We start from the raw sequence: 19749 nt of genomic DNA, 5'->3' as shown, positions 1-19749 counted from the left end.
CTCTCCTGCGGGGCTGTATCGGCGGCGCCGGGGATCGGGTGCCGTGGTGACGCTCGTCCAGAGTATGGAGCGCCCGGCCCGATCGGCGCACGAATGTTTCCATCATGTGGCGAGAATGTCGGCACAGTTGAACTGCCCATCCACAACACATATCGTCGGTCTTTTATCCATTTGAGCACGGCGTGCGCCTCCGCGTCCTTGACGGCCGATCTTGTGGACATCCGGCGAGTAAGCGGCGGGCGAACACCCGGGCTGGGCGTCGCTCCGGGTCGTGCGGGCCCCTTCGCGTGCCCGCCACGATTTGGCGGGGCTGACCCCGTAAAACCTCACACCGGGTCATGACTGCGCGTGAGCAAGCTGTTCAGCGGGCGTAACCCGCTCGCCGGATTTCGCGGGAATGATCAGGGCTATGAGGAGCACAGTCGTTGTCGCGGGTGCCGGAATGGTCGCCCAGCACTTTGTGGAGACCCTGGTGGCCCAGGGCGGTCTGGAACACTGGCGAGTCGAGGTCTTCGGTGAGGAGTCGCGCGAACCCTACGACAGGGTCGCGCTGACCTCCTTCTTCCATGCGAGCAGCCCCGACGAGCTGGTCCTCGGCGAGCGGAGCCTGTGGCACACCGAGGGAGTGGACCTGCACCTCGGCTCGCGCATCGTCCAGGTCGACCCCACGGCGCACCTCGTCCGCACCTCGGACGGTGGCGAGCACCACTACGACAAACTCGTCCTGGCCACCGGCTCCTATGCCGCGAAGCCCCCCGTGCCCGGCAACGACATGGCGGGCTGTTTCGTCTACCGCACCATCGACGATGTCTGTGCGCTGCGCGACTGGGTACGCGAGCACGAACGGAGGCTCGATCGGACGGTGCGGGGAGCGGTCGTCGGAGGTGGCCTGCTGGGGCTCGAGGCGGCAGGTGCGCTGCACGGCATGGGGGTCGAGACCACCGTCGTCGAGTTCGCCGACCGGCTCATGCCGCTCCAGGTGGATCAGGCCGGCGGGCAGGCCCTTGTGCGGATGATCGAGCAGCTCGGCGTGCAGGTGCGTACCTCGACCGCCTCGAAGCAGCTGCTGGGCGATGACACCGGCGTGACGAGGATGGAGTTCGCCGACGGCTCGGGGCTCGATGTGGACGTCGTCGTCTTCGCCACCGGTGTGCGTCCCCGCGACGAGCTGGCCAGGCAGGCCGGGCTGGACGTTCACCCGCGCGGCGGCGTGCTGGCCGGGGAGGATTGCGCGACGAGCGATCCCGACATCGTGGCGATCGGCGAGGTGGCCTGCATTGCCGGGCGTGTCTGGGGACTTGTCGCCCCCGGCAACGAGATGGCCGAGGTGGCGGCCTCGCGTCTGCTGGGCGGTGACGCCACCTTCACCGGGGCCGATCTGTCGACGAAGCTCAAGCTGCTCGGTGTCGATGTGGCGAGTTTCGGTGACGCCTTCGCCAAGACCGAGCATGCCCTGGAAGTGGTCTACTCCGATCCCTTGGCGAAGGTCTACAAGAAGCTCGTGCTCAGCGACGACGCCTCGGTACTGCTCGGGGGCATCCTGGTCGGTGATGCCAGCGACTATGCGGCGCTGCGCCTGGGCGTCGGCAGGCCGTTGGGCTGCGATCCGGCGGCCTGGCTGGTGCCGGGGGGAGCCGAGCGTCCCGGTGCCGTCGACCTGCCCGACGACGCCAAGGTCTGCTCGTGCAACAACGTCAGTGCGGGAACCATACGCACTGCCGTCGTCGACGGGGCAACCGATCTCGCCGCCGTCAAGAAGTGCACCCGGGCCGGCACCACCTGCGGCTCGTGCATCCCACTGGTCAAGAAGATCCTCGATGCGCAGCTGCTGAGCATGGGGGTCGAGGTCAGCAATGCGCTGTGCGAGCACTTCGACCACAGCCGTGCAGAGCTGTTCGAGATCGTGCGCGCCAGCGGGATCACCACCTTCAGCGAGCTCATCTCCCGATACGGCACCGGGCTGGGCTGTGACATCTGCCGGCCCACCGTGGCATCGATCTTCAGCTCGCTGGGCCGGGGCCAGCTCCTGGACGGCGAGAACGCCGCCCTGCAGGACACCAACGACCACTTCCTGGCCAATATGCAAAAGGACGGCAGCTACTCGGTGGTGCCGCGGGTCCCCGGCGGGGAGATCACCCCGGCCGGGCTCATCGCGATCGGGCAGATCGCCTCCGATTTCGATCTGTACACCAAGATCACCGGCGGCCAGCGCATCGACCTGCTCGGCGCCCGACTGGAGCAGCTCCCGCTCATCTGGCAGCGGCTCCTCGATGCCGGATTCGAATGCGGACACGCCTACGGGAAGGCGATGCGCACCGTGAAATCGTGCGTCGGTGCCAGCTGGTGCCGCTATGGCGTGCAGGACTCCACCTCGATGGCGATCCGGCTGGAGAACCGCTACCGGGGAGTGCGCTCCCCCCACAAACTCAAGCTCGGCGTGTCGGGCTGCGCCAGGGAGTGCGCCGAGGCGCAGGCCAAGGACATCGGTGTCATCGCCACCGAGAAGGGCTGGAACCTCTACGTCTGCGGCAACGGCGGTTTCACACCGGTGCACGCCCAGCTGCTCGCCGAGGATCTCGACGACGAGCGACTGGTCACGCTCATCGATCGCTTCATCATCTTCTACATCCGCACGGCCGACCGGCTCCAGCGCACCGCCCCGTGGCTGCAGGCACTGCCGGGGGGCCTCGAGCATCTCAAGGAGGTCATCGTGGACGACTCGCTGGGTCTTGCCGCCGATCTGGAGGCAGCGATGGCCGCCCACGTGGCCGGTTACCGCGACGAATGGGCCGATGCCCTGCATGACCCCCGCAAGCGGGCCATGTTCACCTCCTTCCTCAATGCCCCCGGGACTCCCGACCCCGATCTGCGCTATCTCGTGGAGAGGGGTCAGCGCCGTCCCGACGGGCCCTTCCCGCCGTCCGCCATCGCAGCGGCGGACGCCACGGCGGGCGGCGAGTCCGGTGGCGAGGGTCTCGTGGCTGCCGGCCCCCCGGCGCCGATGGCCCACGCGCAAGGAGGGATGCAGCGATGAACGAGTGGACGAAGGTCTGCGAAGCCAGCGAGCTCGTCGCGGACCGGGGGGCGGCGGTGCTCGTGGGCACCGATCAGGTCGCGGTCTTCCGGCTGAGTGACGGGCGGCTGTTCGCCGTCTCCCACAAGGATCCGGTCACCGGGGCCAATGTCATGGCGCACGGCCTGGTGGGCTCCCACGAGGGCGTCCCCACCGTCGCGTCGCCGCTGCACAAGGAGGTCTACGAGCTGAGCACGGGGCGATGCCTCAATGAGGGTTGTGGCAGGCTCAAGACATGGGAAGTTCGCCACGACGAGCAGGGGATATGGCTGCGGGGGCCGCGAAGGGCAGACCAGCTCCCGGCGAGGTCCCGGCAGTCGTCGGCGGCCTGAGCCAGGCCCTGACCGGGGCCGAGGTCTGGGTGAGCGCCCAACGTCGCGCCGACGACCTGGCCTCTGCGCTGGCGCGGCGCGGAGCTGGGGTGGCCATTGTCCCCACCTTGGCGGTCCAGCGGCACGCCGACGAGGCGAGGCTCATCGAGCAGACCCGCCGGCTCCTCTCGTCCGCCCCCGATGTCATCGTCGTGACCACGGGTTTCGGTTTGCGGGGTTGGATCGAGACGGCGGACGCGAGCGGGCTGGGCGAGGCCATCGCCGCGTTGCTGGCCGGTACCCGCGTTCTCGCCCGCGGCCCCAAGGCGGCCGGGGCACTGCAGCAGGTGGGGGTGCGGGCCCAGTGGGTGGCCCCCAGCGAAAGCTCCCAGGAGATCCTCGCGGTGCTGCTCGACGAGGGCGTCACCGGCCGGCGGATTGCCGTGCAGCTCGACGGCGTCGGTGACCCCGCCCTCGTCGAGGGCCTTCGCCGGGCTGGCGCCACAGTCGTGGAACTCCCGGTCTATCGCTGCGCCGAGCCCGCCGATCCGCGGGCGACTGGCCGGGCAGCCCGCGAGCTCGGGGACGGGCGCTTCGATGCCGTGGCCTTCACCTCGGCCCCCGGCGCGGACGGCTGGCTGAATTCGCTGCACGATTCGGGCTGCGTGGACCGGGTGAGGGCCAGGGTGGACGACGGATCGCTGCTGCTCGCCGCGGTCGGCCCCCAGACCGCCGAGCCTCTGCTCGCAGCCGCCATGCCCGCGGTATGGCCCGAGCGCAGCCGGCTGGGCTCCCTCGTCCGGCTGATCGTCGCCGAGCTCTCGCGCAGGGCCATCACGGTGGACACGCCCGCCGGCCTGTTGAGGATCTTCGCGCAGGATGCCGCGGTGGCGGACACCGCACTGGGACTGTCTGCAGGCAGTCTTGCGGTGCTGCGCCTGCTCGCCTCGCGCCCCGGTGTCGTGGTGGACCGCGAGACGATCCTCGGCGTTCTGCCCGGCGAGTCCAGCGATCCGCACTCTGCGGAGGCCGCGGTGTGGCGCCTGCGCTCGTCCCTGCCGGACCCGGAGATCATCGCCACGGTCGCCCGGCACGGCTACCGGCTGGAAGCCGGCCCAACCAGCTGAGCGGATGGTTTGGCGGGAGCCGGGAGATCGCCCAGCCGCGGCGCAGGGCCGGGCAACGGCCCAGCCTCGTTGCGCGGCCGGGCAGCGGCCCAGTGGCACAATGCCATGGTCAGCCAGAGCGCGAGGAGATGTCGGATGGACCTGGAGAGCTTCGTCGAGAGGTTCGCGGTCGAGCGCCGCGGAACGAACTGCCTCAAGTGGGATGCGCTCCAGGAGCGCTTCGGCGACCCGGACCTGTTCCCCATGTGGGTGGCCGATATGGAGTTCAGCTCCCCGCCACAGATCCTCCAGGCCCTGCGCGAGAGGGTCGACCATGGCGCCTTCGGATATGGCATTCCCGATGATTCCTATTTCGAGGCCTTCGATGCGTGGGCAGTGCGCCACCACGAGGCCCGCGTCGAGCGTGACTGGGTGCGCTTCGCCACCGGTGTGGTGAACGGCTTCCACTGGATGGTCAACGCCTTCACCGAGCCGGGTGACGCGGTGCTGCTCGCCACGCCGGTCTACTACCCGATGCATGCCGCGGTGCGCAACAGCGGGCGCAAGCTGGTGACCACGCAGCTGGTCTGCGATGAGTCCGGCGTCTACCGCTATGACCTGGACGACATGGAGAAGGTCATCGCCGAGAACGACGTCAAGCTGTTCATCGCCTGCTCGCCGCACAACCCGGTCGGGCGGGTGTGGACCGAGCAGGAGCTGGAGCAGGTCTTGCAGCTGTGCGAGCGTCACGGCGTGCTGGTCGTCTCCGACGAGATCCACCAGGACATCATCGTGGGGGACCGGACCTTCGTCGCTGCCCAGGAAGTGGCCGGTGGCAAGTACGCGGGCAACCTCGTGACGCTCAATGCCGTCTCGAAGACGTTCAACCTGGCCGGCCTCATCCACTCCCACATCATCATTCCCGACGCCGGGCTGCGCGCGCGCTACGACCGCTGGGCCAAGGGCGTCGTGCAGACCGAGCTCAATATCCTCGGCGCGACGGCCGCCAAGGCGGGCTGGCTGTACGGCGACGAGTGGCTGGATGGCCTGTTGTCGGTGGTGCGTCGCAACGACGCCGAGTTCCGTGCCCGTCTCGGGGAGTTCACACCGCACATCGTCATACCCGAGCTGGAGGGCAGCTATCTGCTGTGGGTTGACCTGCGCGGGCATCTCGATCCGGCCCATGTCCAGGAGTTCATGACGAAGACCTGCCGACTCGCCGTTGACTACGGGGAATGGTTTGGTCAGCAGTGCCGCGGCTTCGTCCGCTTCAACGTGGCCACCACCCCGGCCAATGTTGACCACGGCCTCGACCTGCTCACTGCCGGGCTCGCCGGGCTGCACTGAGCACACGGCCCACAGGCCCGGAGGCGACCGCGCCCATGCCCGGCACCGCGCCGGCGCCGTTGGATGTCCGCTGAGTTCCTCACCGAGCAGACAGCTCGCAAACCCGGCGCTTTGCTGGTGCCGGACGTCGCGGGCAGGCAGGATGAGAGAAGAGAAGGGGGTCGACATGCTCATCGAGGAAGACCTGCTCATGGCGCTGACTGGTGCCGTGATGGGTGCCATCGCCCATCGGGTGGTCGGCATCTATCTGGGCGGCGGGCTCGCTGACCCCGACTTCAGCCCCGACAGCGCCACCGTGAACATCCTCGTCGTCACCAACGAGGACCCCGACGCGCAGCTCCTCGAGATCATGCGCGAGGCCCACCAGGCCGTCGACGAACAGTTCCCCGACTGGGGTGATCGGATCGACATCGAGTACGTCGGGCTGACTGGGCTGCGCGAATTCCGGGACGGAACACACCACGGCCTGCGTAGCGAGGCCGGTGAACCTCTGCACCGCGAGCCCCTGACAGAGCTCAACGTGCTCGGCTGGGAGGCTGCCCGCGAACAGTCGATTCCGCTGGTCGGCGAGCCGGCAGCGCAGGTGCTGCCGGCCTTCGGCCGCGAGGAGTTCCAGCGTGCGGTGCGCGGACATGCGGCACGCTGGCCCGGCTGGGTGCGCGAGCACACCTCGGTGCGCCAGCAGGCCTATGCCACGCTCACGATGTGCCGCGCCTGGTATTCCGCCAGGCTCGGCAGCCAGGTGACCAAACGCGAGGCGGCGCTCTACTGCGCCGCGGAGCTGCCGGACTGGGAGCCCCTGATCAGCTGGGCCGAGCAGTGGTGGTACGGCGAGGACCGCAGCGAGGGTCCCGACAGGCTCCCCGAGGTCCAGGCCTTCGTGGACGAGCTGTCGGCCCGTGTGCTTGCCGGCGTCTGTCGGCCGCAGGCCCCGAAGAGTGCCGCCGACGAGGACCGCGGCCGGGCGCAGTGAAGAACCCTCCGCCGGCCGGTGCCCGCCCTCAGAGCGCGGCACCCACCCATCGTCGCGTGCTGGCGCGTCCCGATGTGTGGGGCAGCGCTGCGGTGCTCGTCGCGGCGCTGGCAGTGTTCCTCGCCGTGGCGGCCCCCGGCCTGGTGCAGCGGGCCCACATCGCCGTGCCGCTCGACAGCTCTGCCTCGAGCAAGGCTTTCCTGGAGTGGGCATTCGGCCAGCTCGGCCGCTCTGCCGGCACGCAGCAGCTCGCCGGGCTGCAGCTGGACGCGGGAGAGCTCAACCTCACGATGCGCACGGGCAGTGTCGAACAGCATTGGCGGGTGTTCCCCCAGGACCTGCCGGAGCTGGTGGGCAGCGGACCACTCACCCCCACCGAGGGGGTCGTCGCCGCCACCGCCGAGCAGGCGGGCGATCTGGCGATGGTCTGGAGCGATTACAAGGCCACTGCCTCCGACTGTCCGGACGCCGATCTGTCCGTCGTGGGCGCAGCCACCTGGGGCGGCGCCATGCACTTCACGGCCAGTTGCCACAGCGGCGCGACACCACCTCGCGAGTGGATCGGGACCCGGCCCGTCGAGCTGCAGGGCACACTGTCGACGCGCTACTCGCTGGCCGTCATGATGACCGATCTGTCGAGGATCAGTCCACCTGCGGTCGGCTCGCTGGAGTTGACGATGCCGGGGGTGGACGCAGTGGGCTGCCGCATCGCGACGAGTTGGCGCCAGCAGATGGCCGGGGCCGCGCACTGGATCACCCAGTCGAGGCTGTGCTACACCGAACAGCCCAGCGGCTATCTGCCGGTCGGCGTCGTCGCGGCTCCCGGCGACGCCCGGGCCCAGCTCGCACATCCGCTCCTGCTGAGCCGCATCGATGCCGCTGTGTTGGAGGGGCTCAGCTCGGACTCCGGGCTTCCGGCCTACCAGACTGACATCACGACGGTGCACATCTCGTGGTCCGAGCGTTTCGGGCAGCAGGTCATCGCTGCCCGCTCGGGAGCGGGCAGCTCGGCGCGAGTCGGCTGGTATACCTTGGCGGGTCAGCTGCTGGCCCTCGACCGTGGCTGAGGGCCGGCAAGCTCTTCCGACTCGCCACTTCAGCCGGCTACTTCAGCTCGTCGGTGTAGGCGCAATACCAGGTGACCGGGTCCTGGCTGGAGTGGTAGAGCACCTGGTGGAAGCCATCGGTCAGCGTTCCGCGAGGGCCACCGAGCACGAGATAGGGCATCTGGTCCAGACCCACCACCGGGGCATCTGAGGTCGGTGCCAGGCGCAGCGGGTTCTTCAAGGTGCTCGGTTTGGCGGGATCGGAGCTGGGGGCGAGGCATGGCATCGTGGACGCCCTGATCGGAGCGGTCCGGACCGGAACGCCCTTTTCCAGGGCGATCGTGTTGGTCACCTCATGGTCGGGTTGCTGGTCGCATGCCTGATTCTGCCGGATCAGCCGGGTGACGGTGATCGTGGCGCCCGAGACGGACAGGCTCTTCGTGGTGTTCCCGCAGTTCTTGTCATCGGTGATGGGCTGGTCCAGCTGGTGGGCGCTGCGCGTCGCGGGATCCCACAGCCAGATGTAGGCGTAATGCCAGTATTCGGTGCCCTTCCCGGTGGTCAGCCAGGCGACTGCGTCCTCGTACCCGTCGCCGTTGAGGTCGGCGTACTGGGTGGGATTGCCCTGGCTTGCGGCGTCCACCTTCCACCATGCCGCACCCGACGCGGGGCTGGAATTCGAGCCGGGCTGCAGTGTCTGGCCCGACTGCGCGTCGAACCAGGCGGCATCGGCGAAGTCGAAGTGCTCGATGCCCTTGGGGCCGCTGAGATCGGCCGAGGCAGTGCTCGGGGCCGGGGCGGGGGCCGGTTCTCCCGGGGCAGCGGCGCATCCGGTGCACACCGCAAGGAGCAGCGCGAGGAGGGCCGGTGCACGTCCGATTCGGCGGGTCATGTGCCCAGACTAGGTGGCTTGGGCGCCTCGGGGGGCGGCGCTCCCCGCGCTCGGCGCGCTGGGCGGTTCCCAGCGCTGTGGAATGCTTGGCGAAGGCCGGAGAAGGAGCAGGCAATGGATGTGGCGCTGGCGGGCGGGGCGAGAAACGGGTCCGGCGAAGGGCGATGTCCCGTCTCGGCGCCGCCTCGCGGGCACCTGAGGATCGCATTCGTCTCGTTGCACACGTCCCCCATCGCCACACCGGGTGGTGCCGATGCCGGAGGCATGAACGTCGTCGAACTGAACTCGGCCTTGGCCTTGGCCAGGGCAGGGCACCGGGTGGATCTCATTGCGCGCCGCGACGAGCCGCAGTCACAGCCCGTCGTTCAGGTCGCCGAGGGGGTACGACTGATCAATCTTGCCGCTGGTCCGGCCCGCCCGGTGGCGAAGAGCCGCTCGGAGTCGCTCATCGAGCCGTTCCGGGGCGCGATGGCGCAGCTGAGCCCCGACTACGACATCATTCACTCCCACCACTGGTTCAGCGGCGTCGCGGCGCTGCCGCTGGCGCAGGCGTGGGGGGTGCCGCACATCCAGAGCTTCCACTCGGTGGCGGCCCCCGCCGGTGCGGAATCGCTGTTCGAGGGGGAGCCGCCCGAATCGGCCGGCCGGGTCGCCGGCGAGGCCTTCGTGGCAGCCCACTCCCAGCTCGTCATTGCCGTGAGCGAGGCGGAGCGCCGGACCGTCCACGAGCGTTATGGTCGCCCGATGTCGACGATCGACGTCGTGCGGCCCGGAGTCGATCTGGAACTCTTCCGGCCCCTCGCGGCCGGTGAAAGGCCGTGGAGCTGGGGCGGCGAGCGCCCCTATCTGTTGTGCGCAGCGCGTCCCCAGCCGCTCAAGGGCTCTGATCTGGCGCTGCGTATGCTCGCACGATTCCCTGCGGCACATCGCCCGCACCTGGTGCTTGCCGGGGAACCCTCCGAGGACTTCTCGTCCTATGGTGCCAGCCTGCACCGTCTCGTCGCGGAGCTCGGGCTCGCCGAGGACGTCACCTTCCTGGGATCGCAGAGTCGTGAATCCCTGGCGACCATCTTGCGAGGCGCGTTTGCCCTGCTCAATCCCAGTTTTTCCGAGACCTTCGGACTGATCTGCCTAGAGGCCGAGGCCAGCGGGTGCCCGGTCATCGCCTCCAGGGTCGGCGGTTTGCCCGAGGCGGTCGCCGACGGCCGAACCGGCTTCCTGGTTCCCGATCGGGAGCCGTCGAGCTGGGCGGGCGCCGCGCAGCGCCTGCTGGGTGACCGGCGGCTTCATGCGCAGATGTCGCGGGCCGCCCGTGAATTCGCCCAGCAGCACTCCTGGGAGGTGTCCGCGGCAGGGCTGGAGCACAGCTATCACCGGGTGCTCGGCCGCCAGACAGCACCCTCCGAGCGGCTGCGCGCCCAGCCCTCACAGGCCCAGCCATCGCAGACCCAGGCCAGTTGCGACGAGCGGACCGGGCAGTGAGCTCGCCGACGATCGCGGACCTGCTCACGCACGCTCGGGGCCTGCGGGTGCTGTTCGTCCACGCCCACCCCGACGACGACACCTTGTCGACCGGTCCGCTCATCGCCTGGCTGGCCCGGCAGGGGGCCGACGTGAGCCTGCTCACCTGCTGCCGTGGCGAGCGGGGCGAGGTGGTGCCGGGGGTGCTGCCCGATGGGGCGAGCCCGGTCGATCTGGTGGAGGCGCGCGAACGCGAGCTCGACGCCGCCTGCACGGCCCTGGGAGTCCGGCAGCACTGGTTCCTCGGGGCGGCGCCGTGGCGTGCTCGCGGGCGCGCCGAGCGGCACTACGAGGACTCCGGGATGCGCTGGGTCACGCCCACCGTCGCCGGCCCGGCGCGCGACGCCAGTGAGCTCTCGCTGACCCGAGCGTCCCTGGACGAGGAAGTGGCCGACGTGCTGGCAGGTCTGCGGCAGCTGGCGCCCGAGATCGTGCTCAGCTACGACGAGGGCGGAGGTTACGGGCATCCCGACCATCTTCGGGTGCACCAGGTCGTCGAGCAGGCGGCGCGCCACCAGGCGGTGGGTTTCGTGGCGGTGCTGTCCAACGATGACGTGCCGGGCACGGACACTGCGCGTGCCCGCTGGTTCGAGTCGGACGACCCGGCGGTGGCCCAGGCGGTCCTGGCGGCGCTGCGCTGCTATCGCAGCCAGCTCACCGTGGTCGGCGAGGGTGCGGACAGTCATATCCGCCATGTCGGAGGACAGCGCCAGGAGATCCCTCGACGGGTGGGATTGATCGAGTGAGACCGGGCGGCGCCGATGTTCGTCAGTCGCGGCCGTAGATGTCGCGGGTGTACACCTTGTCCGCCACGTCCGAGAGCTCGGGAGCCTGACGGTTGCTCACGATGACATCGGCCCGGGCCTTGAACGCATCGAGATCGCGCACGACTTCCGAGTGGAAGAAGTCCTCGGCGTCAAGGGCCGGCTCGTAGACGATGACCTCGATGCCCTTGGCCTTGATCCGCTTCATGATGCCCTGGATGGCCGAGGACCGGAAGTTGTCCGAACCGGATTTCATGACGAGCCGGTAGATTCCGACCACGCCGGGGTGACGAGCCAGGATATCGGTGGCGATGAAATCCTTGCGGGTGGTGTTCGCGGCCACGACGGCCGAGATGAGGTCCTGGGGCACCTGGGCATAGTTGGCCAGCAACTGCTTGGTGTCCTTCGGCAGGCAGTATCCCCCGTAGCCGAACGAGGGATTGTTGTAGTACTGGCCAATACGCGGGTCCAGACCGACGCCCTCGATGATGCGGGCGGAGTTGAGCCCGCGGACGGCGGCGTAGGTATCGAGCTCGTTGAAATAGGCCACGCGCAGCGCCAGATAGGTGTTGGCGAACAGCTTCACCGCCTCGGCCTCGGTCGAGGGCATGAGCAGCACCGGCACGTCGTCGGCAAGGGCACCCTCGACCATCAGGGAGGCGAACAGGGCGCCCGCCTCGCCCTCGTCGCCCACGATGATGCGCGAGGGGTACTGGTTGTCGCGCAGGGCATGGCCCTCCCGCAGGAACTCCGGGGCGAACAGGATCGTGGTGCCCGGATGGGCCTGGCGCATCTGCTCCGTGAAGCCGACGGGAATGGTGGACTTGATGATGACGATGGCCTGCGGGCTGCGGGAAACGACCTGGTCGATGACGCTCTCCACCGAATGGGTGTCGAACAGATTGGTCACCGTGTCGTAATTCGTGGGGGTGGCGATGATGACGACCTGGGGACTGTCATAGGCCCGGTCGGGCTCGGTGGTGGCTTCCAGGCGAAGGTCCGCCCCCGACAGCGCCTGCTCCAACTCGGCGTCCACGATCGGGGAGACGCCGCGTGCCACCTTGTCGATCTTCGAGGCATCGATGTCCATGAGGAGCACGTCATTGTGGGTGGCCAGCAACGCGGCATTCGAGAGTCCGACATAGCCCGCGCCGACGACGGTGATCTGCATGGAATTGCTCCTCGTGTTGGGATCCGCACGGAGCATATCGAAGGTGATCCGATGGAATGTAACCCGTGCTCAGAACAGCTCGTCCTGGCCCTTCGGAGGCGCATAGACCGGGTCGATTCCCTCGAACATCTTGGATATCGACTTTCCGCCATGAATCCGATCGATGGCTTCGGCGAACAGCGGTGCAACGCTCAGCACAGTGAGCTCCGGCCAGCCGCTGGGCGCTGGCACGGTGTCGGTGGTCACCACCTCGCGAATGAAGGGCTCACCGCGTAGTCGCTCGACGGCATCGCCGGCGAACAGGCCGTGCGTGCAGGCGACGACGGTATCGAGTGCGCCGTGGGCCTTCAGCTGGCGGATGAGCTCGAGGATCGAACCGCCGGTGGCGATCTCGTCATCCATGACGATGCAGTGCTTGCCGAGCACATCGCCCACGATCGTGTCGATCACCACCTCGTTGTCTCCCAGTCGCCGCTTGCTGCCTGCGGCGACGGGCACGCCCAGCAGCCGCGCGAAGGTGGAAGCGCTCTTGGCATTGCCGAAGTCGGGGCTGACAACGACGGCGTTGTCGTTGTACGCGCGCAGGTACTGGGCCAGTGTGCCCATCGCGGTGAGCTGGTCAACCGGCACCGAGAAGAAGCCCTGCACCTGTGGCGCATGCAACTGCATGGTGAGCACCCGGTCGACACCGGCGGTGCTCAGCAGGTCGGCGACCAGACGGCCGCCGACGCTGATTCGGGAGGCATCCTTCTTGTCGGATCGTGCGTAGGCGTAGTGCGGGATGACTGCGGTGATCTGCGCCGCAGAGGCGGAACGGGCTGCCTGGATCATGAGGAGCAGTTCCATGAGATGGTCCTGGGTCGGTGCGACGAGCGGCTGCACGATGTAGACATCGCGCTGGCGCACATTGACCAGCAGCTGAGCCTGAAGGCAGTCATTGCTGAATCTGCTGATTCGTACCGGTGACATCCTCAGACCCAGATGGGTGCAGATCTTGTGGGTGAAACTCTCGTGTGCCGAGCCGGAGAACACGACGATGTCCTTCAAGGTCATCCTTCCGAAGGTTGCGACCCCCTCACCCTAATTGCCAGGGCAGAGGGTCATCTCCTCACATCGCCCAGGCGACATCACGGGAGGAGTGGCGCCAGCCAGGTGACTCGGCCCCGCCGATAGCGGCGGGGTGTTCGGAGGTGCCTCGCGCGGGGAGGCCTCGCCACTGTGACGGCCTCGTTACGGTCGTGTTAACCCTGCGGTGCTGCGAGTCGGGAGGTGTTAGCCTCTCCGGTGTTCGTTCCATTTGGAATTAATTCCCTGAGCAAAACCATGGAGGACAGTCATGCATGACCACACTTCTTCGCGTCGACGGACGCTCTTGCCCTTCATGACAGCAGTGGCGGCCCTGGGGCTCGTGGTTTCCGGCTGTGGCAGCCAGGTGTCCACGGCGAGCGGCGGCTCCGCTTCGGCATCGGTGAAGTCCTGCGTCGACACGAGCGGCAGCAAGATCAAGATTGGCTTCATCAACTCGTTGTCGGGGACGATGGCGATCAGCGAGAAGACTGTGCGCGATTCGCTCGATATGGCCGCCGATGAGATCAACAAGAGCGGTGGGGTACTCGGAAAGCAACTGGATGTGCAGGCCGCCGACGGAGCCAGCGATCCGAATACCTTTGCCCAGAAGGCGGATCAGTTGATTCGCCAGAACTGCGTTGCGGCGGTGTTCGGAGGCTGGACCTCGGCCAGCCGCAAGGCGATGAAGCCAGTGTTCGAGAAGGACAACTCATTGCTCTATTACCCGGTCCAGTATGAGGGCATGGAGTCGTCGCCGAATATTTACTACACTGGCGCCGCGCCGAATCAGCAAATCGTTCCGGCGCTTGACTGGATGAAAAGCAAGGGCTTTAAGAAGCTGTTCTTGGTCGGTAGCGATTACGTCTTCCCGCGTACCGCCAACAAGATCATCCAGGCGTACGCGAAGGCTAATGGCATGACGGTGGTCGACGAGCAGTATGTGCCGCTCGGCGGTACCGACTTCACCACCATCGTCAACAAGCTGAAGGATTCGGGGGCGGACGCGGTCTTCAACACGCTCAACGGTGACTCGAATGTCGCCTTCTTCCGTCAGTTCGCTTCCATGGGGTTCAACTCCACCACTATGCCTACCATCTCGGTTTCAATCGCCGAACAGGAGATACCCGGTGTCGGGCTGGACAACCTGAAGGGCCAGTACACCGCCTGGGACTATTACCAGACGCTTGACACCGAGCAGAACAAGAAATTCGTGAGCGATTTCAAGGCCCGTTATGGCCAGGATAGGGTGACCAGTGACCCGATGGAGGCTGCCTATGTCTCGCTCTACCTGTGGAAGGCGGCCGTGGAGAAGGCCAATTCCTTTGATGTGGACAAAGTGAAGGCCAATTCTGATGGCATTAGCTTTGATGCCCCAGAGGGCAAGGTCACGGTCGACGGCGAAAATCACCATGTGTACAAGACACCGCGCATCGGTCAGGTCAACAGCGCAGGACTCATCGATACTATCTGGCAGACCCCCAGTCCGCTCAAGCCTGATCCCTATCTCAAGGACTATGACTGGGCAAAGGGTCTCAGTTGATCTGCCGGCGTGACGAAAGGTAGGTCGCGATGGATGTCGTCGTAGGTCAGCTCCTCGCGGGGCTGAGCGTTGGGTCAGTGCTCCTGCTGGCCGCAGTGGGCATGAGTCTCACGTTCGGACAAATGGGCATCATCAACATGGCACACGGCGAGTTCATCATGATCGGCGCCTACACCGTGTACATGGTGCAGCAGTTCGTAAGTGTTGCGGCGCTGTCCTATGTGATTGCGATCCCGTGTGCCTTCCTGCTCGCGGCAGCAGTCGGAGTACTGCTTGAGCAGGGTGTCCTGCAATTCATGTACCGCAGACCTCTCGATACACTTCTGGTGACCTTCGGGGTTTCGCTGATCCTCCAGCAGGCGGCACGCGATATATTCGGTGCTCCTGCAGTGGCGATCAATATCCCTGAGTTCCTGTCTGGTCATGTGAGCCTCTTGGGTGCTGCCATCCCTGTTTCGCGGATTCTGATCATTGTGTTGGCAATGGTTCTCGTGCTGCTCGTGAGCTGGTTGCTCAAGGCCACTCAGGTGGGCCGTCGGATGAGGGCCGTCACCGTGAATCGGGAGCTTGCGGAAGTCAGCGGCATCCCGACTCGTCGAACCGACCGGCTGACTTTCGCCCTTGGCTCAGGGCTCGCAGGTATTGCCGGAGTAGCCATCACGCTCATTGGCTCGACGACCCCGACGCTCGGATCGAATTATATCGTCTATGCGTTCTTGGTTGTGGTCGCTGGCGGTTTGTCAAGCATCTGGGGCGCGGTAATTGCGGCGGTCGCGCTGGGCATCGTGCAATCGGCAATCGCATTCGGCACCACGCAGAGTATCGCGACTTGGGTCAGTTTCCTTCTGGTTGTCTTGTTCCTTCAATGGCGGCCGCAGGGAATCTTCAGTCTCAAGACAAGGAGCCTGGCATGAAGAAGACGATGTCTGCCGTGATCGCAAGGCGGGACCGCCGGGTCGCAGGGCCGGGGCGGAGCAGCTGGATACTCTTTGCGGCGCTGGCTATGGTGCTGGCCCTGGCCCCTATGGTGCTCAATCAGTTCAATATCGGTCTGCTGGCCAAATTCCTCTGCTATTCCATGGTGGCGATCGGCCTGGGGCTGTTGTGGGGGCGAGGTGGTGTCCTGAGTCTCGGGCAAGGTGTTTTCTTCGGGTTGGGCGGTTACATCATGGCCATGCACATGCAGTTGGCGGATGCCTCTGCGAATGGAGGAAGTGGAGTCCCGGAATTCATGTCGCTGTACGGCAATGGGCACGTGCCGGGGTGGTGGCTGCCATTCCGGAGCGGCGTCGTCACGCTTATCGCAATACCCGTGGTTCCGATGCTTGTCGCGTGGGCGCTGGGCGCAGCCGTGTTCAAGCGGAGGGTGAAGGGTGCGTATTTCTCTATTCTCAGTCAGGCGCTCGTCGCCGCCTTTGCGCTGCTGCTCATCGGCGCCCAGACCAGCACTGGCGGCTCGAACGGATTGAGTGATTTCACCGGGTTCTTTGGATATGTCCTCAACGACCCAGTCAATCAGCGTTCCCTCTACTATTTAGTGCTGATCGTGGTGCTCGTCATGCTGCTTGCCACAGGCCTGCTCATGTACAGCAGATTCGGTGAGGTGCTCCTGGCAGTGCGGGACACCGAGGAGAGGGTCCGCTTTCTTGGCTATGATCCGGCCAGTATCAAGACGGCTGCCTTCGTCTATGCGGCCCTGCTGGCCAGCATCGGCGGGGCCCTGTTCGTCCCGGTCGCTGGAATCATCTCGCCGTCGGACATCGGGGTCACTCCGTCGATCATCTTCTTGCTGGGCGTTGCTCTGGGCGGGCGCAGCACCTTCTTGGGTCCAGTGCTCGGTTCCCTCATTGTGTCGATCGCGCAGAACTCCTTGTCAAGTGCATTCCCGAGCTTCTGGTCATATCTCGAAGGAGCGCTGTTCATCGTGGTGATCGCCCTGCTCCCGGGCGGTGTGGCCACACTTGTGCCCTCGATTCGGCGGTGGCGACGGCGTGTTTCCGGTGCCCCCGGTGCACGCGGTGGGAGTCGGGCGTCCCAGACCGATGCGGTCCCCGAAGCCAGTGCCGGGGAGCTGGTGTCCAGATGACGAAGATCGCAGCCATGGAGGAGGGGCAGGACCTCGCTGTGCGGGTCAAGGGCCTTACGGTGGCCTTCGGCGCCTTCCATGCCATCGACGACGTCGACCTTGAGGTGGGCGGCAATCATCTCCATTTCCTGATCGGCCCCAACGGCGCAGGCAAGACCACCCTCATCGATGCCATCACCGGGCTCGTGCCCTATACCGGGACTATTTCCGTGGGCGGACGCGCATTGGCCAGGATGACGGTGCAGGACATTGCGCGCTTCGGCGTGGGTCGGACCTTCCAGACCGCTACGGTCTTCGAGCGCCAGACCGTTGTCCAGAACCTGGATATCGCGCTGCGGGGTGGCCGCCACTGGGCCTCATTGCTCACACTGCGGCGGGAGGTCCCGGAGCGGATCGAGGAGATCCTCGAGATTATCGGACTCGCGGGTCATGCTGACGAGCTTGCGGGGGTGCTCTCGCATGGGCAGAAGCAATGGCTGGAGATCGGCATGGTGCTTGCTGCGAATGCCCGGGTCATTCTGCTCGACGAGCCGGTGGCCGGCATGACTCTCGATGAACGTGAGGCCACGGGCGAACTGCTCAGGCGCATCTGTCCCGACAGGGTCGTGATGGTTGTGGAGCATGACATGGACTTCATGCGCCGGTTTGCCGACGCGGTCACGGTGATGTCCCGAGGCCAGGTCCTCGTGGAGGGTTCGGTGGAGCAGATCCAGGCGAACCAGCAGGTGCAGGACACGTATCTCGGTGTAGCGGAGGCGGTGTGACGATGTTGACAGTCGAAGGGCTCGTCGCGGGCTATGGCAGGACCAGGGTGCTGCACGGGATCTCGATGAGCGTCCCCGATGCGGGCATTGTTGCGGTACTCGGCCACAACGGTGCCGGCAAGACCACGCTGATGAAGACGATCATGGGGCTGTTGAGGGCACAGCAGGGATCCATCCGCTGGAATGATGAGGAGATCAGTCGTCTCGCCCCCAACGAGCGCGTGAAGCGGGGAATCGCGTACGTGCCCCAGGGGCAGCAATCTTTTGGACAGCTCACGGCCCTGGAGAACATGGAACTCGTTGCTGGATCCGACCGGAGCCGGGCTGAACTCATCGACGAGATGATGGACCGCTATCCTGACCTTCGCCGGTACAGCTCGCGTCGAGCCGAGTTGCTGAGCGGTGGGCAACGACAACAGCTTGCCATCGCCCGGGCCCTGCTCACCCGCCCTCGGCTGCTCATCCTGGATGAACCCGGCGAGGGCATCCAGCCATCGGTTGTCGCAGACATCCGCCGGACAATGCTCGACCTTGCGGCGACGGGCATCCAAGTACTGCTCGTCGAACAGCAGATCGACTTTGCCGTCTCCCACTGCACTCAGTACGTCGTTGTCGCATCGGGGCGGATCGTGGATCGCGGCGAGGGCGGGGCGAACTCGGTCGGGCAGGTTCGCCAGGTGCTGACCATCTAGCCTGTCGGGAATGCGCATGCTCGCCCGTGGCCGATATTGGCACAGGCTGAGTGCGGTCTGAGGGCAATAGGCAGCGATCAAGGGCCGGTCGCGTCACAGACGATGTCACCCGATCACGATGCCTTGATATCCGCCAAGACATCGAATTCCAGTCCCTCAGAACGGCCCAGGTACACCGGCTGCACGGTTTGATTGCCCTTGAAGCGCAATCGCCCGCGAGGCCCTGTGAACGTCGCTCCGTCCACCACGCGATCGATATCGCGGACCTCCGTAGAGTGCGCTTGGCGTACCAGGGCAGCGAGCGCAGCGAGACTCTCCAAGCATGACTCGGCGGGTCCGCTGAGCGATGGTGCGCCATCTCCGTGGAAGTGTTGATAGCGCCCGACGAAGTCGAGCGCGGACTCGGTGACAAGGGTGCTGAAATAGCCGCTCACCGTGTACAGCTCGCAGTTCTCTCTCGGGCTGTTCGCCAGCAGTACATTCTCATCGGAGAGCGGACATAGCCGGATCATGTGATCCTGCAGCCCGGATCGACCGAAGGCCCGGTTGAATTCGACCGCGTTCTGACCGATCATCAGAGAAACAACTCCATCGCAATGCTCGTCGCGCATGGCGGCGAGCCCGCGGCTGATCCCCTCGGGGTCAGGTTGGCCATAACTGACGAACTGGCTTCCGACAACCGCAATCCCCAACGACGAGGCACGCTCCCGCAGCCATTGGTAGGTCCGCCGTGGCCACACATAGTCATCCCCGATGAGGAACCACCGGCGAGTTCCCAAGTTGCCGCAGAACCATTCCAGCGCAGGCAGTAAGTAGTCCTGCGGAGACTCTCCGGTGCAGTAGACGCCAGAGCGGCTCTCGCCGCCCTCATAGAGCGCCGGATAGACATAGGGAACCCGCCCGGACACCACTGGGACGAGTGCATTTCGGACCGATGAGATATGCCATCCGGCGATGGCATCGATGCAGTGGTCGCGGATGAGCCCAGCAACCACCGAAGCCACCCGCCGTGGTTCCTGGCCGCCATCGACCCATCGCAACTCGATATCCTGACCGAGCAGTCCACCATCGTCGTTGATCTCTTCGGCGGCCAGTTCTGCGCTGGCCATGGCGGAAGGCCCATACAAGCCGCCAGGCCCCTGGAAGGGAATCACCATTGCAACTGTGTATGACATTTTCTGTCGCCTTCCGATCCGGCATTGTGGCCCGTCAGACGCTGCCGACGGTCAAACACGGATACAGCCTAGAGTTCGGCCCCGCCATTGAGCCGTTGTCCAAGGTGCTGTAACGTGCAATTAACGGCTCATCCCAATCGAGGGTGTAGTTGGGGTCTGAATCCGCCTGTCTCGAGCAGGCTTCTGGCGATGTAGTTGGTGAGGTTGCGGAAGCCCAGGG

Annotated in this window: 17 protein-coding genes; 13 read left to right on the top strand and 4 right to left on the bottom strand. The window is 66.0% G+C overall.

All coding sequences use genetic code 11. The features are described 5' to 3' along the window. The first annotated feature begins 409 nt into the window (after positions 1–409). The 6 genes from nirB (at position 410) to BMX93_RS05175 (ending at position 7877) form a co-directional block, all read left to right on the top strand. Positions 410–3034: a nitrite reductase large subunit NirB gene (gene nirB / locus BMX93_RS05200; protein ID WP_218139224.1), complete on the top strand. Its 2625-nt coding sequence runs from the start codon at positions 410–412 to the stop codon at positions 3032–3034. Beyond that, on the top strand, positions 3031–3405 hold the full coding sequence (gene nirD / locus BMX93_RS05195) for a nitrite reductase small subunit NirD (RefSeq protein WP_091968721.1): 375 nt from the start codon (positions 3031–3033) through the stop codon (positions 3403–3405). Before nirB ends, nirD begins: the two co-directional genes overlap by 4 nt. Beyond that, complete coding sequence (locus tag BMX93_RS05190; protein ID WP_177170076.1) at positions 3339–4511, top strand: uroporphyrinogen-III synthase; 1173 nt, start codon at positions 3339–3341, stop codon at positions 4509–4511. Before nirD ends, BMX93_RS05190 begins: the two co-directional genes overlap by 67 nt. Positions 4512–4646: 135 nt before the next feature. Next, positions 4647–5837, top strand: a complete 1191-nt coding sequence (locus BMX93_RS05185) for a MalY/PatB family protein (RefSeq protein ID WP_091968717.1) — start codon at positions 4647–4649, stop codon at positions 5835–5837. Positions 5838–5979: 142 nt separating this feature from the next. Next, complete coding sequence (locus BMX93_RS05180; RefSeq protein ID WP_177170075.1) at positions 5980–6810, top strand: aminoglycoside adenylyltransferase domain-containing protein; 831 nt, start codon at positions 5980–5982, stop codon at positions 6808–6810. Continuing rightward, the gene (locus BMX93_RS05175) at positions 6807–7877 is read left to right on the top strand and encodes a hypothetical protein (protein ID WP_091968713.1); all 1071 of its coding nucleotides are present in this window, start codon (positions 6807–6809) and stop codon (positions 7875–7877) included. Before BMX93_RS05180 ends, BMX93_RS05175 begins: the two co-directional genes overlap by 4 nt. A gap of 37 nt (positions 7878–7914) precedes the next feature. On the opposite strand, the gene BMX93_RS05170 is transcribed toward BMX93_RS05175, so the two are convergent. Then, a complete protein-coding gene (locus BMX93_RS05170; RefSeq protein WP_091968711.1) occupies positions 7915–8748 on the bottom strand; it encodes a hypothetical protein in 834 nt (277 codons plus the stop codon). 216 nt (positions 8749–8964) lie between these two features. Between BMX93_RS05170 and BMX93_RS05165 the strand changes: the two genes are divergently transcribed. Continuing rightward, entirely contained in the window at positions 8965–10230 is a 1266-nt protein-coding gene (locus tag BMX93_RS05165) for a glycosyltransferase (RefSeq protein WP_342735251.1), read from the top strand. After that, a complete protein-coding gene (locus BMX93_RS05160; RefSeq protein WP_218139223.1) occupies positions 10227–11015 on the top strand; it encodes a PIG-L family deacetylase in 789 nt (262 codons plus the stop codon). Before BMX93_RS05165 ends, BMX93_RS05160 begins: the two co-directional genes overlap by 4 nt. 22 nt (positions 11016–11037) lie before the next feature. Here the strand turns inward: BMX93_RS05160 and BMX93_RS05155 are convergent, their stop codons facing one another. After that, complete coding sequence (locus BMX93_RS05155; protein ID WP_091968707.1) at positions 11038–12204, bottom strand: nucleotide sugar dehydrogenase; 1167 nt, start codon at positions 12202–12204, stop codon at positions 11038–11040. A gap of 69 nt (positions 12205–12273) precedes the next feature. Continuing rightward, a complete protein-coding gene (locus BMX93_RS05150; protein ID WP_091968869.1) occupies positions 12274–13251 on the bottom strand; it encodes a ribose-phosphate diphosphokinase in 978 nt (325 codons plus the stop codon). Between the two features lie 289 nt (positions 13252–13540). Here BMX93_RS05150 and urtA point away from each other — a divergent pair, with 289 nt between their 5' ends. Genes urtA through BMX93_RS05125 form a run of 5 tightly spaced genes read left to right on the top strand, consistent with a single transcriptional unit; the run spans position 13541 to position 18354 of the window. Next, the gene (urtA, locus tag BMX93_RS05145; RefSeq protein WP_091968705.1) at positions 13541–14812 is read left to right on the top strand and encodes an urea ABC transporter substrate-binding protein; all 1272 of its coding nucleotides are present in this window, start codon (positions 13541–13543) and stop codon (positions 14810–14812) included. Between the two features lie 29 nt (positions 14813–14841). Continuing rightward, on the top strand, positions 14842–15726 hold the full coding sequence (gene urtB / locus BMX93_RS05140; protein WP_091968703.1) for an urea ABC transporter permease subunit UrtB: 885 nt from the start codon (positions 14842–14844) through the stop codon (positions 15724–15726). Further along, a complete protein-coding gene (gene urtC / locus BMX93_RS05135; protein ID WP_245725741.1) occupies positions 15723–16898 on the top strand; it encodes an urea ABC transporter permease subunit UrtC in 1176 nt (391 codons plus the stop codon). The genes urtB and urtC overlap by 4 nt, the downstream gene beginning before the upstream one ends. Continuing rightward, entirely contained in the window at positions 16895–17662 is a 768-nt protein-coding gene (urtD, locus tag BMX93_RS05130) for an urea ABC transporter ATP-binding protein UrtD (RefSeq protein ID WP_091968700.1), read from the top strand. Before urtC ends, urtD begins: the two co-directional genes overlap by 4 nt. Before the next feature lie 2 nt (positions 17663–17664). Next, entirely contained in the window at positions 17665–18354 is a 690-nt protein-coding gene (locus tag BMX93_RS05125; protein ID WP_091968698.1) for an ATP-binding cassette domain-containing protein, read from the top strand. Between the two features lie 113 nt (positions 18355–18467). Here the strand turns inward: BMX93_RS05125 and BMX93_RS05120 are convergent, their stop codons facing one another. Continuing rightward, on the bottom strand, positions 18468–19529 hold the full coding sequence (locus BMX93_RS05120) for a substrate-binding domain-containing protein (RefSeq protein WP_091968696.1): 1062 nt from the start codon (positions 19527–19529) through the stop codon (positions 18468–18470). Positions 19530–19749 lie beyond the last annotated feature (220 nt).

The organism is Propionibacterium cyclohexanicum, from assembly GCF_900111365.1.
Taxonomy (GTDB): domain Bacteria; phylum Actinomycetota; class Actinomycetes; order Propionibacteriales; family Propionibacteriaceae; genus Propionibacterium; species Propionibacterium cyclohexanicum.
Note: the sequence above shows the minus strand (reverse complement) of the source record. Positions and strands in the feature narration are given on the sequence as shown.

What these genes read in the sequence shown, in the direction of transcription:
- BMX93_RS05190 (WP_177170076.1), top strand. Translation starts at nt 3,339, where the DNA reads ATGGCTGCGGGGGCCGCGAAGGGCAGACCAGCTCCCGGCGAGGTCCCG.
- BMX93_RS05120 (WP_091968696.1), bottom strand. Translation starts at nt 19,529, where the DNA reads ATGTCATACACAGTTGCAATGGTGATTCCCTTCCAGGGGCCTGGCGGC.
- urtB (WP_091968703.1), top strand. Translation starts at nt 14,842, where the DNA reads ATGGATGTCGTCGTAGGTCAGCTCCTCGCGGGGCTGAGCGTTGGGTCA.
- urtA (WP_091968705.1), top strand. Translation starts at nt 13,541, where the DNA reads ATGCATGACCACACTTCTTCGCGTCGACGGACGCTCTTGCCCTTCATG.
- urtC (WP_245725741.1), top strand. Translation starts at nt 15,723, where the DNA reads ATGAAGAAGACGATGTCTGCCGTGATCGCAAGGCGGGACCGCCGGGTC.
- BMX93_RS05125 (WP_091968698.1), top strand. Translation starts at nt 17,665, where the DNA reads ATGTTGACAGTCGAAGGGCTCGTCGCGGGCTATGGCAGGACCAGGGTG.
- BMX93_RS05185 (WP_091968717.1), top strand. Translation starts at nt 4,647, where the DNA reads ATGGACCTGGAGAGCTTCGTCGAGAGGTTCGCGGTCGAGCGCCGCGGA.
- BMX93_RS05180 (WP_177170075.1), top strand. Translation starts at nt 5,980, where the DNA reads ATGAGAGAAGAGAAGGGGGTCGACATGCTCATCGAGGAAGACCTGCTC.
- nirB (WP_218139224.1), top strand. Translation starts at nt 410, where the DNA reads ATGAGGAGCACAGTCGTTGTCGCGGGTGCCGGAATGGTCGCCCAGCAC.
- urtD (WP_091968700.1), top strand. Translation starts at nt 16,895, where the DNA reads ATGACGAAGATCGCAGCCATGGAGGAGGGGCAGGACCTCGCTGTGCGG.
- BMX93_RS05170 (WP_091968711.1), bottom strand. Translation starts at nt 8,748, where the DNA reads ATGACCCGCCGAATCGGACGTGCACCGGCCCTCCTCGCGCTGCTCCTT.
- nirD (WP_091968721.1), top strand. Translation starts at nt 3,031, where the DNA reads ATGAACGAGTGGACGAAGGTCTGCGAAGCCAGCGAGCTCGTCGCGGAC.
- BMX93_RS05155 (WP_091968707.1), bottom strand. Translation starts at nt 12,204, where the DNA reads ATGCAGATCACCGTCGTCGGCGCGGGCTATGTCGGACTCTCGAATGCC.